General features: G+C 43.9%; 15 protein-coding genes. 13 read left to right on the top strand and 2 right to left on the bottom strand.

Annotated elements, in window-relative coordinates; all coding sequences use genetic code 11:
* The first annotated feature begins 130 nt into the window (after positions 1-130).
* A complete protein-coding gene (locus tag L2W36_RS16960; RefSeq protein WP_236110730.1) occupies positions 131-979 on the top strand; it encodes a pirin family protein in 849 nt (282 codons plus the stop codon).
* Between the two features lie 146 nt (positions 980-1,125).
* On the opposite strand, the gene ppnP is transcribed toward L2W36_RS16960, so the two are convergent.
* On the bottom strand, positions 1,126-1,407 hold the full coding sequence (gene ppnP, locus L2W36_RS16955) for a pyrimidine/purine nucleoside phosphorylase (protein ID WP_031493856.1): 282 nt from the start codon (positions 1,405-1,407) through the stop codon (positions 1,126-1,128).
* A gap of 134 nt (positions 1,408-1,541) precedes the next feature.
* Between ppnP and L2W36_RS16950 the strand changes: the two genes are divergently transcribed.
* The 6 genes from L2W36_RS16950 (at position 1,542) to L2W36_RS16925 (ending at position 9,348) form a co-directional block, all read left to right on the top strand.
* A complete protein-coding gene (locus L2W36_RS16950; protein WP_236110729.1) occupies positions 1,542-2,861 on the top strand; it encodes an ABC1 kinase family protein in 1,320 nt (439 codons plus the stop codon).
* Between the two features lie 196 nt (positions 2,862-3,057).
* Positions 3,058-3,450 carry a DUF2850 domain-containing protein gene (locus L2W36_RS16945; RefSeq protein ID WP_050798655.1) on the top strand — a complete coding sequence of 131 codons (393 nt, stop codon included), beginning with the start codon at positions 3,058-3,060 and terminating at the stop codon, positions 3,448-3,450.
* 117 nt (positions 3,451-3,567) lie between these two features.
* Positions 3,568-4,347: a phosphatase PAP2 family protein gene (locus L2W36_RS16940; RefSeq protein WP_236110727.1), complete on the top strand. Its 780-nt coding sequence runs from the start codon at positions 3,568-3,570 to the stop codon at positions 4,345-4,347.
* 53 nt (positions 4,348-4,400) lie between these two features.
* The gene (locus tag L2W36_RS16935) at positions 4,401-4,694 is read left to right on the top strand and encodes an ArsR/SmtB family transcription factor (RefSeq protein WP_006074618.1); all 294 of its coding nucleotides are present in this window, start codon (positions 4,401-4,403) and stop codon (positions 4,692-4,694) included.
* Positions 4,695-4,831: 137 nt separating this feature from the next.
* Positions 4,832-7,336 carry a PAS domain-containing hybrid sensor histidine kinase/response regulator gene (locus L2W36_RS16930; RefSeq protein ID WP_236110718.1) on the top strand — a complete coding sequence of 835 codons (2,505 nt, stop codon included), beginning with the start codon at positions 4,832-4,834 and terminating at the stop codon, positions 7,334-7,336.
* A 395-nt stretch (positions 7,337-7,731) separates the two neighbouring features.
* Positions 7,732-9,348, top strand: coding sequence for a methyl-accepting chemotaxis protein (locus L2W36_RS16925; RefSeq protein ID WP_236110716.1), 1,617 nt, complete (start codon positions 7,732-7,734; stop codon positions 9,346-9,348).
* A gap of 59 nt (positions 9,349-9,407) precedes the next feature.
* Here L2W36_RS16925 and L2W36_RS16920 read toward each other — a convergent pair whose 3' ends face one another.
* The gene (locus tag L2W36_RS16920) at positions 9,408-9,986 is read right to left on the bottom strand and encodes a YceI family protein (RefSeq protein WP_124941349.1); all 579 of its coding nucleotides are present in this window, start codon (positions 9,984-9,986) and stop codon (positions 9,408-9,410) included.
* 260 nt (positions 9,987-10,246) lie between these two features.
* Here L2W36_RS16920 and L2W36_RS16915 point away from each other — a divergent pair, with 260 nt between their 5' ends.
* From L2W36_RS16915 to fecE, 6 genes are all read left to right on the top strand, one after another.
* A complete protein-coding gene (locus L2W36_RS16915) occupies positions 10,247-11,929 on the top strand; it encodes an LruC domain-containing protein (RefSeq protein ID WP_236110714.1) in 1,683 nt (560 codons plus the stop codon).
* 10 nt (positions 11,930-11,939) lie between these two features.
* On the top strand, positions 11,940-12,425 hold the full coding sequence (locus tag L2W36_RS16910; RefSeq protein WP_236110712.1) for a hypothetical protein: 486 nt from the start codon (positions 11,940-11,942) through the stop codon (positions 12,423-12,425).
* 95 nt (positions 12,426-12,520) lie between these two features.
* A complete protein-coding gene (locus L2W36_RS16905) occupies positions 12,521-13,504 on the top strand; it encodes a Fe(3+) dicitrate ABC transporter substrate-binding protein (RefSeq protein ID WP_443088400.1) in 984 nt (327 codons plus the stop codon).
* Positions 13,505-13,510: 6 nt separating this feature from the next.
* Entirely contained in the window at positions 13,511-14,509 is a 999-nt protein-coding gene (locus tag L2W36_RS16900) for a FecCD family ABC transporter permease (RefSeq protein ID WP_236110709.1), read from the top strand.
* The gene (locus L2W36_RS16895) at positions 14,506-15,471 is read left to right on the top strand and encodes an iron chelate uptake ABC transporter family permease subunit (RefSeq protein WP_236110708.1); all 966 of its coding nucleotides are present in this window, start codon (positions 14,506-14,508) and stop codon (positions 15,469-15,471) included. Before L2W36_RS16900 ends, L2W36_RS16895 begins: the two co-directional genes overlap by 4 nt.
* Positions 15,471-16,235, top strand: coding sequence for a Fe(3+) dicitrate ABC transporter ATP-binding protein FecE (gene fecE, locus L2W36_RS16890; RefSeq protein ID WP_062458361.1), 765 nt, complete (start codon positions 15,471-15,473; stop codon positions 16,233-16,235). The genes L2W36_RS16895 and fecE overlap by 1 nt, the downstream gene beginning before the upstream one ends.
* The last annotated feature ends 63 nt before the right edge of the window (positions 16,236-16,298 follow it).

Genomic DNA, 16,298 nt, shown 5'->3' with positions numbered 1-16,298 from the left:
TCATTATTAAATCTATATAGATATTACCAAGACATACTCATTCGAAGTTATTGAACGACTCTTTCATTTTTTCCCCCTCTAGATTGTTTCATTACCCGCCTATAGTTGATATCAACAAAGGAGGTCAGCGATGACACTGGTTAGAACAATTGAACAAGTCATTCCATCTCATGCCACATCAGATGGTGATGGTGTAAAAATTCGCCGAGTACACGGCTTCGATAATGCGGCATTTTCACCGTTTTTAATGATCGATGAGCTTAAGTCCGATGACAAAAAAGACTATGTGGGCGGCTTTCCTCCGCATCCACATAGAGGTATAGAAACGCTAACCTATATGATGAAAGGTCACTTTCAGCATAAAGATCACATGGGCAACGTAAGCGAATTACGCTCAGGCGGAGCACAATGGATGGCAGCAGGTCGAGGTGTTATCCATAGTGAAATGCCAATCATGGAGGAAGGTGACCTACACGGATTTCAAATTTGGATCAATCAGCCAGCCAAAAATAAAATGACACCGGCGCAATACCATGACTTTCAACCAGAGACCATTACTGAATATGAACAACAAGGGAGTGGCTTAATTCGTCTACTCTCCGGTGAAATCAGGGTAAATGGCACCCTACTCGCTGGGCCACTGACGAAAACTGGAGTCCCTGCAACAGTGGCGGACTGGCGCAGCAATCGAGGAGATTCGGTAAGACTAAACGTCCCTTCAGAACACAATATGATGCTTTACGTTTACAAAGGAGCTGTGAGTGTTGCGGATAAAAGTTTGAAAGAAGGCGAACTTGCACTAGTTTCAAAAGGAGAGGCAATGGAGATGACAGCGAGTTCCGAGTCCGGGGTATTAGTCTTTGTTGGTGAGCCAATAAATGAACCCGTCGTTCACTACGGACCTTTTGTCATGAATAGCATGCAAGAGATTCAACAGGCGATTAATGATTATAACTCAGGCGTATTCGATACTTACTAACCAATCCGAGTTGAAGATTTTAATTTGACACCCCAATCCACTGCCTGTGTGTCACGCATCGACGAGATCGTCGATGCGTTCTTTTTTCTGACGCATTTTAATATCGAGCCAGACGCAGCGATACTGGTGCTTTACATTGTAAATCTCTATAGATATTCACACAGGTATGCAGTCGCTTGTTGCACTTTTAGGTCAAAGCTAGAGTCACCAGCCACATTAAAATGTTCACCCGACGAATACGTCTTCCATTCTTCTTCTCCAGCAAGGCGCACTGTTAACGCTCCTTTCACTACCGTCATTTTTTCAGGGGCAGCCGTCCCAAACGTGTATTCACCTGCAGCCATCACACCAACACTGCTGTCGCCATCTGCTTGAGTAAAACCCAGTGATTTCACAGAGCCTTCGAAATAGGTGTTTTCTTTAATCATCTTTTTTGACTTCCTTGTTAGTTAATCATCGTAAAAGCATGGTTTTACCTCACAAATTGCCGTAAAACAAGAGAATGATCAATTGCTAAGATCAATTGGTATAAACGAGTAACATGATTTAACAAGGTTTTGATATGTCGGACAAAGCAACTCGAGTACCCACTCATCGCATAAGTCGCTTAGGAAAGTTGGCGTCTTTGGCCACACGTGTGACGGGAGCAATGGTGACGGAAGGCGCAAAACAATTAGCTCAAGGCAAGCGCCCTGTCGCAAAGGATTTATTGCTCACCCCTGGCAATATCAAGCGAGTGGCCGACCAACTAGCGCATTTGCGAGGAGCAGCAATGAAAGTAGGACAGCTCATGTCTATGGACGCAGGCGACCTCATTAGTCCTGAGCTTGCAGAAGTTCTTGCTCGCTTACGATCCGACGCTTCCCCGATGCCCGCCAAGCAACTCGCAGCTGTGCTAACTCAAGAGCTAGGGAGCGACTGGAAACATAATTTTGTTGAGTTTAATTTTAAACCTATAGCCAGTGCCTCTATAGGCCAAGTTCATCAGGCTCACTCTGATGATGGCACTAAATTGGCTATCAAGGTTCAATATCCAGGCATCAAAAAAAGCATTGATAGTGATGTCGACAACGTAGGTACTCTGCTCAATGTCGTCGGTTTGATCCCGAAAGGCGTCGATTATCGTGGCTTACTTGAAGAAGCAAAAAAACAGCTTCATGCTGAAGCAGACTATCTTCTTGAAGCTGAGCTTCTAGAGCGCTATCGCGACTATCTAGGTGACGACCCAGATTTTATCTTACCCACAGTGCAAAGAAACCTCACCACTGATAATGTACTGGCTATGACTCATGTATCAGGCATGCCCATCGAGTCTCTTATCAATGCAGACCAAAACACTCGAGACCGAGCAATGCGGCTACTGTTGCAATTGCTTTTCAAAGAGATATTTGAATTTAAATTGGTCCAAACTGACCCAAACTTTGCCAACTTTCTGTTTAATTCGGAGCAACAAAAAATCGTATTACTCGATTTTGGAGCTACTCGAAGCTACAGCGACAATATCAGCAACGGATATCGGCATGCGTTCAGTGCGATTTTAGATACCGATACAAAACGACTGGACGCTGCGTTGCAGCAGATTGGTTTTTTCAATCAAGACATTCTTCCAGAGCAGAAAAGTGCAATCTTTGACCTCGTCACCTTAGCTTGTGAACCGTTAATGACATCTGGCCTCTATGATTTTGGTTCTAGTAATTTAGCGCAGCGCTTGAGTCAAGCTGGTACAGTGCTTAGCATGGAAAAAGACTACTGGCACACACCGCCTGCTGATGCTCTATTTTTGCACCGTAAAATTGGTGGACTCTATCTGTTAGCGGCCAGATTAAAAGCAAAGGTAGACGTGCAAGACTTGTTTACGCCTTACATTCTCACCCAGCCTTAAAGTGCCAACTCACAAACAACAATGTGTTACAAACAATCGATACATTTATAAAACGGCACGTTTTATTCTTAAGTAATCGTCACAATTGCCGATACCATTTGAAAGCCCACAAGGAAGTGCTTGAATGACAAAACTAGGCAGAACATCCAGCAACAATGACTCGTTAGTATTAATTGTCATTTTGGTGATTTCGATTATGCTGGCATCTGCTTTGGGGTATGCTTTCTACACTAGCCATCAAAATCATATCTCGCCTAGCCGCGTGTATGGTAACTGGATAGAAATCGGAGCTCCCAAACAAAGCACCGAAATCTTGACCTTTACGGATTATGGAGCTTTGCGTAACCACAGATTGATAGCAACTTCTTTCGAATTTGATGGTCGAGTCGTCAAGTTGAAAACAGGCAGTGGTTTATGGGTTTATGAACGAGTGGGCACTCCTAGGTCACCGCAGTTACGCAGAATCTCCCCTGCTCTACCCCCACAACGATTCATTTTTGAAGGCTATGAACACACAGTACCGATGGATGGCTATAACCCAGGGCAAAATCGACGTTCAGCGCTTAGGGAACATTTCTCCACTAAATAGCCCTTTGGCAGCAGGTTCGGTAAACCTTTTTCTCCTAAACTACCTAAGCCTGTGAAAAACAATGTCTTTGCATTACATTATGACAGAACCCTGAATTACAACGCTTGATAGTTTACTATGATAGCGCCATTTACAATTGACCCAGCCTATAATATGAAGTTCACATCCATAAAAGAATCTAAGATTGCAGGTATGCTCTGTCTTGCAGCATTTGCTTCCCTAACATTCATCATTTCGCTGGTGTTTTTTCCTAGTCATCTAACATCCGTTGTTACAGAGGCAATTGGAGCGCTGATGCAAAACCTTACCTATTCTGCCGGGCATCAAGGTTTTCTGATTTCATTAGCTATCCTCATGGGGCTTATTGCGTGGCATCGTCGTCAAGCGACTAACAATCTACACCTATTGATTCAGTTGGGATTACTGCTTGTTCTGAGTTTCGGAGCAAAAACCTTCCTTAAAGAATTTACTCAAAGCCCGCGACCTTACACGGAAACACTCGCTGAGCTTAATGTCATCGACTCACCACAGAGCTTCTACAATCTCACCGTTGATGAAAAAGATGACAGGATTCATCAAGTGGAAGAACAGGTTAGTGAATGGCGTACTAAGCACTGGATTGGAGAGACTGACTATTCGTTTCCATCAGGTCATACTATTTTCGTTTCTGTATGTGTGCTGTTTTTTGGGGGGCTTTTCGCAAGCCAAGGCCGTTATGTACTCGCTTCATTGGTCATAGTATGGGGCGTAGGCGTGGCAGCAAGCCGTTTGTGGTTAGGCATGCATAGACCTGTCGACCTTTTTGCTTCGATGTTCTTTGGGCTTATCCTCTATATCATCATACCTTCTCACTACCCCATACTCGACAAGGTGCTGTTCAAGATCAAAAATCGCTAGAGACTGCAATAAATTTCCATTATTATCGAAATACTGATTTTGGAGAGTGTTGTATGCAAATAGAAGTCGCTGCGAAAGCCCTAAAAGAACTTGGCCATGTTACTCGCTTGGCGATATACAGACAGGTTGTGAGAGCTGGACACAAAGGGACGCCTGTCGGTGAAATTCAAGATCGATTGAATATCCCAGGGTCTACGTTGTCACACCATATCTCAAGCCTAGCATCGGCAAACCTTATTCAACAGCGCCGAGAAGGAAGAACGTTATATTGCGTTGCCAACTATGAACACTTAGAAGGTGTGATTAGCTTCTTACAAGATGAATGTTGTATCGACGAATCTTGCTAAACCCTAACTCAAGGCCTTACGTTTACGTAAGGCCTTTCTTCTTATAATTAAGACTTCGCATCATTAGTCCTGACTTTACTTAGCGGTAATCCCCTTAGGTTCGTACAGTTTTACTACTACCACAGGGAGATGTGTCCATGCGAGCCTCAAAAGTGGCCGATTATTCCGGTCGAACACTTCTTATTCTGTTTATGGTGATAACGTTCAGTATCACTGCGATTGCTGTGTTATTTGTGGTCGATCATGAAGCAGAGAAAACCATTGCTAAACTTCAGTCCAATAGTGCAAAGACTGAAATCCAAGCGGCTAAGAACTTTATGGATCAGTTTTTTATCGCGACCGATATGCATATATCTCACCTAGTTGAAGAACCTGCCATTATCGCTGCAGTTAGCGGTGACGAATATCTAGGTGACCACCAGCATCACTCTCATAATGACCATTCTCATGGCACTAACACGACTCCGACTGGACCAGATGTATTCAAGCACCTCCATCAATTTCATCTCTCCAATGTTGAAGTGAAATTCTGTTTGTTTAACTCATCAGGAAGTGTTGTTTTTAACACACTTCCTCAAGAAGGACCGATTGAACAGCGACTAAAACTGCTAGAGGTTATCAAGTCTAATGCAACTAGAGAAACGGTTTACCTGCTGAAAGAACACAACAATCAGAAAATCATTAAGTTCTATAAGCCTATTTACGTTGACACCCAACTTCGAGGCGTTGTAGTAGGGGCGTTTCCGTACTTCAACGAGAGCTTTTTCAGTAAGCTAAGTAGTAATAACTCCCGTTGGTTTTCTTTGACACAACCCGGTTCTAATTGGCTAGAGACACCACCAGAGGGGAATTGGAAAACGGAGAGTATTCGGTTAGCGAAGTCCAATATCTCGTTAGTCTTTGGGATTAATAATGCAGCATCAGATTTACAGCGAGACGAACTACTTAGTAGCCTTGCTATTGCATTAGTCATAGCCCTTTTTACCAGTTCAATTATTGTCTACATGTTCGGACGTAGGATGATAATTAATCCGTTCCAAAAGCTTGAGCAATCTCGAGCGAAGTTAACACAGCAGACTGAATTACTAGCAATAAAAGAACGCGAGGCAAGACGTTTAGCCAACGTTGTTAAACACACACGTGACGCGGTGTTGATTACCGATAAGCAAGGTCGTATCGAATGGGTTAACCAAGCTTTTGAAACCATGACGGGATTCATAAAGGAAGAAATTATAGGCATAAAACCCGGCACTCTTTTACAAGGTGAAGGTTCAAATACAGAAGCCATCGAGCAATTAAGAAAAGCGGTGCAAACTCACCAACCGACTAGAGTGGAGATCCTTAATTTCTCAAGAACAAAGCAACCTTACTGGGTCGATATAGAGCTTTCGCCAGTATTTGACTCTCAAGGAGAGCTAGATAAGTTTATTGCGGTCGAACGCGACATCACCGCCACCAAACAGCTGCAAGAAAAGCTCGAAAATGCCGTCGTGGCCGCTGACTCGGCAAATATCGCCAAAACGCAGTTTCTCGCCACAATGAGTCATGAAATTCGTACGCCAATGAATGGAGTACTAGGCATGGTGCAAGTTATGCTGTCAGAGACAAATGATCAGCAACAAAAGGAAAATTTGTCACTTATTCTGGAGTCCGGCAATCACTTAATATCCATACTTAACGATATTCTAGATCTCACCAAAGTGGAACAAAACAAAATCGAGCTAGAAAACCGTCCTTTCACTATCGAACAAATAATTGCCCCATTACGTTCTACTTATCAAGCCGTATGCCAGGAGAAAGGAATTGACCTCAATATTGATTGCCATGTTGACTCTAAGATAACGTATCTTGGAGACCGTAGTCGCGTAAGACAAGTTTTATACAATTTACTTAACAATGCCATCAAATTTACCGAGCAAGGAGGAATAACTGTCAAAGTCACTCACAATGTTTCCCACCCTTCACTATTACACTTTTCCGTGCAAGATAGCGGCATCGGAATTGAGCCAAATGCGCTAGAGAGAATTTTCGAACCCTTTGTCCAAGCTGATGCTTCCACGACTCGACGATATGGTGGTACAGGACTCGGCCTAGCGATTGTTAAACAACTTATAGAAAAGATGGGCGGCACGATCCATGCGACCAGCAAAGTTGGTCAAGGAACGCGGTTTGACTTCCAGTTTGAACTTCCAATAACGTATGGTGAGCGCATTACATTAGTAGGCCACAAGGCACACCAAAGCCCCCCTCTCACAACGCAAAATATTCTCATTGTTGAAGACAATCATGTTAATGCTCTTGTCGCCCGTAAGTTGTTAGAGTCAGAAGGACATACAACCAGCACCGTCACCAATGGTGCGATGGCATTGGAGGCGCTAAGTGAAAACAAATATGACCTTGTATTGATGGACAACCATATGCCAGTTATGGACGGTGTAGAAGCCTGTTCACGTATTCGAAGACAATTTGGAACTGATTTACTAATCTTTGGATGGACTGCTGATGTTTTCGCTGATTCAAAACAGGCGTTTATCGACGCTGGTGCTAATTGTGTTCTGCACAAACCACTTAAGAAAGACGAACTGTTTGATGCCATTATGCAATTTTCTGATACTCAAGAGCATAATCGCTATAAAGAATAACCGCGACAGATTGTAAATTGGACGAGTCTGAATGTTATGTAACGCCAGATATTCATCGATATAGGCTAATAGCAAAGGACTCATTCTATCAATAATCCACATATAGCATGACATTCTGTCCTATTTATTACCTTTCAATATAAAAACAATATTATCAACAGGTGCATTTACCTCTCAAATCATGTGGTTATATTCACCTGTAGAAAATTTAATTTGCATCACAAATATAACTCACCATTGACTAAAAATAACGCAACTAGAACGTAAGGCATTATATTTAATGAGAAATATATCTATTAGTTCGTTAAGATGCATCTAAATAATATTAATAACCTGCTTTCATTCGTCAGCCAAATGGAATTTGGTCTAATTATAAGTTGGAGAGGAAACCTTCAGTGAAACTGAACAATCTGTCTATTCGTACTAAGCTGCAAGCTATTGTCATCTTCGCAGTTTTAATTCTATTTTCTCTTGGTACATTTAATCTATTAATACAAAAAGATGCGAGCTACGAGCAAAGAAAAGAGCAAGTCCGTTCAAATGTGCAGATCACCTACGAGATTGCGAAACATTATCAAAAACTCGAATCTACGCTTGGCAAACAAGCTGCACAACAAGCTGCGATAGATGCAATTAGCCAAATTAGATACGACGGCAGTAACTATTTCTGGATAGCGAGTGCTTCTAATACAATTGTAATGCACCCTACTCAGCCACAGCTTAACGGCACTAGTACAAACACCTTGACAGATTCCAGAGGAAATCATTTTTGGCAAGAAATGTCATCCATTGCTAAAACCACAGGCAGTGGTTTTCTTACCTACTACTGGCTAGGTCCGGATGGTGAGGAGTCCGAGAAGATTTCATTCGTAAACTATATCCCGGAATGGGACTGGATTATTGGTTCAGGCGTCCAAACCTCTGATATTGATAAAGCGTTTCAGAGCCAACTTATAAAAGAGCTTATCGTAGACTCCGTTGCAGCACTTGTACTTATCGTCATTTGTTTGGTTGTTGCACGCAATATCATCAAACCCATTGAATCACTTGTAACACAGGTTCATAAAGTCGCAGATGGCGACCTCACTGTCGATATGCAAACAGAGCGTCGTGACGAAATAGGTTATTTGAGTAACGAACTGAGTCGAATGATGGATAAGCTCAAAGAAACCATTAGCGCAGCCAAACGTTCAGCGGACTACTCTGGTCAATTATCCAGTAGCATTGCGGCTGCAAGTGAAGAAACCTCAACGAGCATAGATTCACAAAGCCAACAACTTGAGCAACTCGCTACCGCGATGAATGAAATGTCATCAACTATTCAAGATATCGCGGGTAACTCTGAAAGAACATCAGCAACCACAGAGGAAAGCAAAGACTTTGCTGCTCAAGGTAGCCGAAGCATGGGATATACACTTAACAACATAGCTGGGATCTCCGATGACATCTCCAGTACCTACCAGTTAATGGAAGCGTTGAAACAAGGCGTCAATGATATTAGCAATGTCGTCAATGTTATTCATGAGGTCTCGGAGCAAACCAACTTACTCGCGCTTAACGCAGCGATTGAAGCAGCACGAGCTGGTGAACAAGGGCGCGGCTTTGCTGTGGTAGCAGACGAAGTCAGAAACTTGGCAAGCAGAACCCAAGAGTCAACAGCTCAAGTACAAACTACCATCGACAAACTCAATGAACGTACCGAAAGCGTGCTGTCTGTTATGGCTTCAAACCAAACTAAAGTGACAGAGAGCGTGGATCTTGCTTCGCAAACTCAAGACAAACTTGATACTGCTGTCGCTAAGCTCAACGATACTTATGACATGGTGGCACAAATTGCGGCAGCAGCAGAACAGCAAGGAACGGTTGCAAATGAAGTGAATGAAAATGTCAGCATCGTGCATATGTCGATTAGCGAAATACGTCAGGCGAGTCAGAGCCTTGCGGAGCAATCTCAATCTATGGCAGCAGCATCTGACGAGCTGAATCACAAACTCTCTTACTTCCGGGTCTAAAACCCAAAAAACGCTCCATCTAAGATGGAGCGTTTTTCATTATCAATTGTTAAGCTCAGTTATTTTTGGTTATACACCATGATAAAAGTGATGGGCACTGACGTGGCTATTGACGGCAATCCTGCCACCTCACGTAACTTTTCAATGCCAGCTTCTAGTCCAAAATCTGATGCTTGCACAATCACAGGATCCGTCGAGACAATGGCGATCTTGTTTTCAGTCAATCGCATCACCGTTAGTTTGGCTGCGTAAGTTTTCTGCACGCCATGTAGATCCAAAGTAAGATCATTAACAACTGAGTACACTCCACCAATTTGGCTATTGTCCAGTTGACTCATATCGACCACAGTGGTGATCGTCGCTTTGGCAAACTCTGCGACATTAAACAACATCGTTTGCATGCGTTCGTTACGAATAGGAATATTGGTCTCAACACTGGATAGGTCAATGACTACCGTAGCTTTACCATCATCGCTGATTGTCCCGGTCATTGAGGAAAAGTGATGCACTTCACTTACACTGTTTTTCTTAGTCGACACAAATTTTAATGACGAGTTATTACCATCCAACATCCATTCTGCCTGAGCGGGAAGCACGACTATGAAGGCCAACAATATGGTTACCATTCTGACTATCATTTTTTTCTCCTAACTGATCACTGACCTAGTTAGGTTTAGTCTAACCTACCGAGAAACGCCATTTTGCTTACCGCGAACCTGCATAATCGCCACAATCTCTCATTGTCCCATCGTTCTCACTATTCCCACGATGGTTCTCACATTGCGAATTTCGTAAGAATCAATTCTATTGCATTGAAATATATAGGATTATTACTAGGCATCGAATTTGCTTACCTCTGAATAACTCGCCTTTAAACATAAAAATAGAGGAATAAGCGATGAGAACAAGGAACGTCATTACACTAGCCAGTTTACTCCTACCATGGCAAGTTTATGCGCTTTCTGTAGCAGATTTAACCTTCGAGTCTGGCGCGGAGGCATCAAATTATTCAGCTAAGGGAAAGCCGAGTAATTTATATTCTGTTGCAGACACGTTACCTCAAGACGTATTGACCAATGTCTACTCCATGCTTCCAGAGGGTAGTGTCGTCAACAGTGCTTTCATTGCACCAGATAAATACTCAAGCATCGATATTGACGATGAACTAAACGGGGCAGAATATGCAACCGCCCGTATTACCTTCCTTAACGAAGGTGCTGGATATCGAAACAGCCTTGGCTATTTTGTTTTCGACACTGACAACCCTCCTACAGATAAAGATGATATTGATGCCCACATTATTGTCTTTCCCAATGCCTCAAAACCTGGAGAAGGAGAAATGCAAGAAGGGGATACGATTGACCTCGGCGTACAACTGACTGCCAATCAAACACTCGCCTTCTTCTTGATTCCGAACGGCTGGGGCTGGGAGGGGAGCTACAACAATATTGCTAACTTTGGGAATTGGGGAACACCTTTTTATAGTTACCCAGCTTTGAATCCAGAAACTACCATGGAACACAGAAGGCATAACGTTGCTTTCCTTGATGTTCAAAATGAGTTTTTGGTATTGAGTTTTGAAGATATAAAACGTCCATCTGGCGATAACGACTTCAACGATCTCATCTTTACCGTTGAAGTCACTCCTTTTGAAGCCATTGATGGCGTAAACAGTGATGGTACAACCGACTCCAAATATGAAACTCTTGTTCAAGAAAACGATCCTGACATCTCTGTCACTTCTGTCTACCCTAGCTCAGACTCTATGGCCACTATCGCTTTTGAAGATCGCTGGCCATTAATGGGGGATTACGATTTCAATGACGTAGTATGGAGTTATAAGATTACCGAGCAAATCAATGGACAGCGCGAGCTGACCAACATCACCATCGACTACACACTGCAAGCTATGGGTGCCGGGTACTCTAATGGGTTTGCGCTCCAATTACCTAACGTCGATCCAAATAACCTTGCTTCGGTTGCCTTGACAAAAAATGGACAAAGCGTCACCCATACTGTTCAACAAGCGTCCAACGACGAAACTATCTTCATCATAGCCGAAGACTTGCGAGCAGAGTTATCCGCGTTAGGGGGATTGCCTCTCGGTTGTCATTTCTACAAAACGGATGACACGTGCCTGGCGATGCAACAGGGCATCAGTTTGTCTTATCAACTTACTGTTGAATTAACCAATCCTGTATCGCGCGACCTAATTGGTTACCCGCCCTATGATCCTTTCATATTTGCCTCTGAAGGAGAATATCATGGTGATTTTGTTCAGACACCACCAGGTATGTCTTGGCAAACACACATGAAGGCATTCGGTGGTACAAGTTTTATGGATAATGCATTATTCGGACTTCATGATGACCGATCTGGCGGAGCACAATCGTTTCTATCAGAAAACAATATGCCTTGGGTGATTAATATTCGTGACCAATGGGAACACCCAAAAGAGCTGGTTGATATTACCGTCGCCTACCCTAACTTTCCTAACTGGGTCACGAGTGCTGGAGAACAAGATAGCGATTGGTACAACTACGCTAGCGCAAACCAAGTAATCTCAAGTTCGGAACAGTAAGGAGTACCCCATGATAAACCCAATAAAACCTCTCACTCTTTTTGCTGCCCTAGCCTCAGTTGTTGCTTGTGGAGGCGGTGGCGGTGGCGGTGGCGGTGGCGGTCAAGATACTGCGAACACAACTCCAGCAAAACCCGTTGAAGCCCCAACTGAAACACCAATTGAACGAACTGCAGATCTTGTTGCAGATAGAACATTTTCATTCGATGTTGGTCAGCTAATCACACTGTCAATTGATAAAGGTAATGCAGGAAAAGGCGCGTTGCATGTCTATAGTCAAGCCGCACACACTTTTGAAAATGGAGATATCGCTGCGGATCCAACTTCACGAGTAACGACCATCTATCCAGCAGAAACCGATGAAGTCACACTGCAAGTTAACAACAACTGGACCAAGATTTACGCTCAATGGGTGCCAATGACAAGTAATGAACAAGAGCAAACCTGGACTATTGACTTGAACCAAACCCAGAACGCTTACCATCTCGCTTTTTGACTAGGCTTGTATTGGGCTCAGCTAAATTTCTGAGCCCATATATCGTTTGGTTTGGTTTGACACTTCATTCATCAACATAGGCTATCGATAATAGCATTGATAACCATTATTGTTTGAGATACGATTGCGCTCTTTTGTTTCTCCCTTTCAGAATGAGCCAATCAATGAAATCACTATTCGCTAAAGGATTAAGCACGGTTTTTCTACTTTCGTTCGCTCTTATGGGTGCATCTGCACATGCACAGAGCCAACGCGTCATAACCGACCAACAAGGCAGTATCACCATCAAAGGAACACCAACTCGAGTCATCGCACTTGAATACTCGTTTGTGGACGCGTTAGCTGCTGTTGGTGTTTCACCGGTGGGCGTAGCTGATGACAAGAACATTGAGCGAATTCTTCCGGAGATACGCGAACTGATTAAACCTTGGCAATCAGTGGGCGTAAGACCTCAACCAAGCCTAGAAGCTATCTCACAATTAAAGCCAGATCTCATCATTGCTGATGCTGAGCGTCATAGCACGATTTACAACGATCTTATGGCCATCGCACCGACGATCTTGTTGAAAAGTCGCGGCGAAACTTACGAAGAGAACTTACAGTCTGCAATGAAAATTGGTGTTGCGGTCAATAAAGCCGATGAAATGGCAGCACGTATCGAAAAACACCATAAAATCATGGATCAATACAAAGCCAAGCTTTCTTCGAATGAGTCGTTTCAGTTTGCTGTGGTAACCGATAAAGGCATGTGGCTTCATGGTCCAAACTCATATGCTGGGGGTGTGATTACTGCGCTTGGATTACATGGTCCAGCGGTGCCAAAAACCGACAAAGCCTACATTGAAGTCAGCTTTGAGCAACTACTCAAGATTAACCCTGATTGGTTATTGCTTGGTCCCTATAAGCCCCACACTGTTTATGATGACTGGCAATCAAATCCATTAAGCAAAATGCTGAAGGTAGAGAAAACAGAGCACGCCGTTAAGGTTTCTCCACAGCTCTGGTCATTAAACCGAGGTATTTTGGCAGCTGAAGGCATCGCCAAAAACCTCTCTGATATTATTAATCAACAGCACTAATTCAATATGCTTCAATCAACACAGTGCAAGCTCTGGTTTGCACTTATTGCTGGTACGTTGCTGAGCCTAAATCTCTCTTTAGTGGCATGGTCTAGCTTTGACCTATCTTTTCAATCATTGCAGGGCTTCTGGCTGCACTTTGACTCAGCTAGCATGGAGCATCAAATCATCGCAACGCTAAGAATGCCTCGTGTACTCAGCGGTGCATTAATTGGAGCTAACCTCGCTGTTGCAGGCGCTCTCATGCAAGGATTGACTCGTAACCCCCTCGCTTCACCATCCGTGCTTGCTATCAATTCTGGAGCAGCACTATTTATCGTGTTGAGTAACTTTGGCTTCCTATCTTTATCCTTGTCAACCGCGGTAATGGGGGCGGTAGGCAGCGCGTTAAGTGGTCTGTTGGTTATGTTTCTTGGTGGTGCTTTTGATGATCGTCCACACCCTGTGAAACTGGTACTAGCGGGCATCGCTATCAACGCTTTGTTGCTAGGACTCACACGCGCAACGATTATTCTTGCTGACGATCAAGCCTATAGCGTGCAATCTTGGCTCATTGGCTCAATTAGTAACTTAGATTGGTCTGCCCTGCACCAGTTATTGCCAATTAGTGTTGTGGGGTTAGTGTTGGCGTGGGCGCTTGCTCATCCTCTCAACCTGCTAGTTCTTGGTAACGATGTCGCTACAGGCTTAGGCGTAAATACCAGCTTGATTCGATTACTAGCTTTCGTGGCTATTATTTTACTAACCAGTATCAGTGTTTCCATTGCAGGCCCTATTGGCTTTGTCGGTCTGTTAATTCCTCATATTGCACGCAAACTTGTCGGACACAGTTTCTTCGCTCTCATTCCAGCTAGCGCATTATTGGGGGCAATCTTAGTCATGTGTTCAGACGTACTTGCCAGGGGTATAGCCTTTCCCACAGAAACGCCGGTTGGTATCGTTACTGCGCTGATAGGTACGCCCTTTTTCATTTTTCTTTCTATAAAAAGTCGGTTGAGCTCATGAGTAGAACTTGGCTAGTCCTTATCTCGACTACCCTCGCCCTGTCTGTTTTCAGTTTGTTAGTAGGAGTCGCTGACTTATCGTTGTCGCAAATAACCATGACGGCCTTCAAAGGTGGCGAGTACGATTTCGTTGTCAATCACTATCGACTTCCACGCCTCTTCCTCGCCATTGGTGTTGGCGCTGGATTAGGAATATCTGGGGCGTTAGTCCAAGGTGTGATCCGCAACCCTCTCGCCTCACCAGATTTAATCGGCGTAAGTGCTGGTGCTGGGTTTGTTGCCACACTTTTGTTGACAGTATTCCCCAATGCACCAGTTTGGATGCTGCCAGTTGCCGCTATGATTGGTGGAGTATCTGTAGGGTTATTGCTGATCATCATCGCACGCTCAGTTCAACTACCCCCAGCCAGAATGGCACTTACGGGGATTGCTATTAGCGCCTTTCTTGCTAGCGGCATTGATTATTTATTAGTGGTACACCCCATCGAGATTAATACTGCAATGATTTGGCTCACCGGCAGTCTATGGGGACGAGGCTGGGAGCAGATGCCTTATATCTGGATGGGGCTTGCGATCTTACTGCCTCTTTCATTGTGGCTCGCACGGCGACTAGACATTATTGGTCTTGGCGATGAATCTGCCATCTCCCTTGGTGTCGAACTTGACAAAGTACAAGCCATGGCGCTGATTTGCGCCGTCATGCTTGCCAGTTTGAGTGTGTCTATCGCCGGAACGATAAGCTTTGTTGGTCTTCTCGCTCCGCATCTCGCTAGGCTACTGTTCGGACATAATCATAAAACTTTGCTGATGGGCTCCGCTGTGATTGGTGCACTTCTTGTCCTTACTGCCGATACCATCGCTCGAGGGATCTCGCCGCCGATCGAACTTCCTGCGGGCGTTCTAACCTCTGTCATTGGCGCACCCTATTTCATCTTCCTACTCAAACGTTACAAGGGCTGGTAATGCTGTCTGTCGAGAAATTGAACGTTGCCTATGGCAACAACACTATTATTGAAAATCTGAATTTGACGATTCCGAAAGGCAAAATTACTGCGCTTATTGGTCCTAATGGATGTGGAAAGTCCACTTTATTGAAAACGTTAGCTCGGATAAACAAGCCTAAATCTGGAAGAGTCCTACTTGATTCTACGCCCTTAGATGAGTACGGCTCCAAGTCATTGGCCAGACGTCTTTCTATGCTCCCACAAACCCATACCAGCCCGGAAGGCATCACGATTCAAAAACTGGTGGAGTATGGTCGCGCGCCTTATACCTCTCACTGGGGCAAATTGTCCCCTGAAGATAAAGCGATTGTAGCGAATGCAATGCAAGCAACTGGTGTAGATACACTTGCACAAAGCCCAATTGATGCGCTCTCTGGAGGTCAAAGACAACGTGCTTGGATCGCTATGATCGTCGCTCAGGATACTGAAATTGTGATGCTTGATGAGCCAACGACTTATTTGGATCTATCTCATCAAATTGAGCTCATGCGGATGATGCAAGATATGCATGCACAAGGAAAAACGGTGATTGTGGTACTGCACGATTTAAACCAAGCCTGTCGTTACTGCGACCATTTGGTGGTGCTAAAGCAAGGGCAACTCGTAACCCATGGCACTCCAAAAGACGTGTTTACCCAATCGTTATTAAAAGAAGTCTTTGACCTTGATGCGTTGGTGATTGAAGACCCTATTTCTGGTTCACCTATGTGTGTAGCACGATAATTATATCAATAGGTTATAGATCGCCTTTCGCTAATAATAATAACGTTATTGATAACTATTATC

Origin of the sequence: Vibrio sp. McD22-P3 (genome assembly GCF_021568915.1) — a bacterium.
In the GTDB taxonomy this organism is placed as follows: domain Bacteria; phylum Pseudomonadota; class Gammaproteobacteria; order Enterobacterales; family Vibrionaceae; genus Vibrio; species Vibrio mediterranei.
Note: the sequence above shows the minus strand (reverse complement) of the source record. Positions and strands in the feature narration are given on the sequence as shown.

Coding starts and splice junctions, on each gene's coding strand:
- L2W36_RS16915 (WP_236110714.1), top strand. CDS start 10,247: ATGAGAACAAGGAACGTCATTACACTAGCCAGTTTACTCCTACCATGG.
- L2W36_RS16940 (WP_236110727.1), top strand. CDS start 3,568: ATGATAGCGCCATTTACAATTGACCCAGCCTATAATATGAAGTTCACA.
- L2W36_RS16920 (WP_124941349.1), bottom strand. CDS start 9,986: ATGATAGTCAGAATGGTAACCATATTGTTGGCCTTCATAGTCGTGCTT.
- L2W36_RS16960 (WP_236110730.1), top strand. CDS start 131: ATGACACTGGTTAGAACAATTGAACAAGTCATTCCATCTCATGCCACA.
- L2W36_RS16900 (WP_236110709.1), top strand. CDS start 13,511: ATGCTTCAATCAACACAGTGCAAGCTCTGGTTTGCACTTATTGCTGGT.
- L2W36_RS16935 (WP_006074618.1), top strand. CDS start 4,401: ATGCAAATAGAAGTCGCTGCGAAAGCCCTAAAAGAACTTGGCCATGTT.
- L2W36_RS16930 (WP_236110718.1), top strand. CDS start 4,832: ATGCGAGCCTCAAAAGTGGCCGATTATTCCGGTCGAACACTTCTTATT.
- L2W36_RS16910 (WP_236110712.1), top strand. CDS start 11,940: ATGATAAACCCAATAAAACCTCTCACTCTTTTTGCTGCCCTAGCCTCA.
- fecE (WP_062458361.1), top strand. CDS start 15,471: ATGCTGTCTGTCGAGAAATTGAACGTTGCCTATGGCAACAACACTATT.
- L2W36_RS16895 (WP_236110708.1), top strand. CDS start 14,506: ATGAGTAGAACTTGGCTAGTCCTTATCTCGACTACCCTCGCCCTGTCT.
- L2W36_RS16945 (WP_050798655.1), top strand. CDS start 3,058: ATGCTGGCATCTGCTTTGGGGTATGCTTTCTACACTAGCCATCAAAAT.
- L2W36_RS16950 (WP_236110729.1), top strand. CDS start 1,542: ATGTCGGACAAAGCAACTCGAGTACCCACTCATCGCATAAGTCGCTTA.
- ppnP (WP_031493856.1), bottom strand. CDS start 1,407: ATGATTAAAGAAAACACCTATTTCGAAGGCTCTGTGAAATCACTGGGT.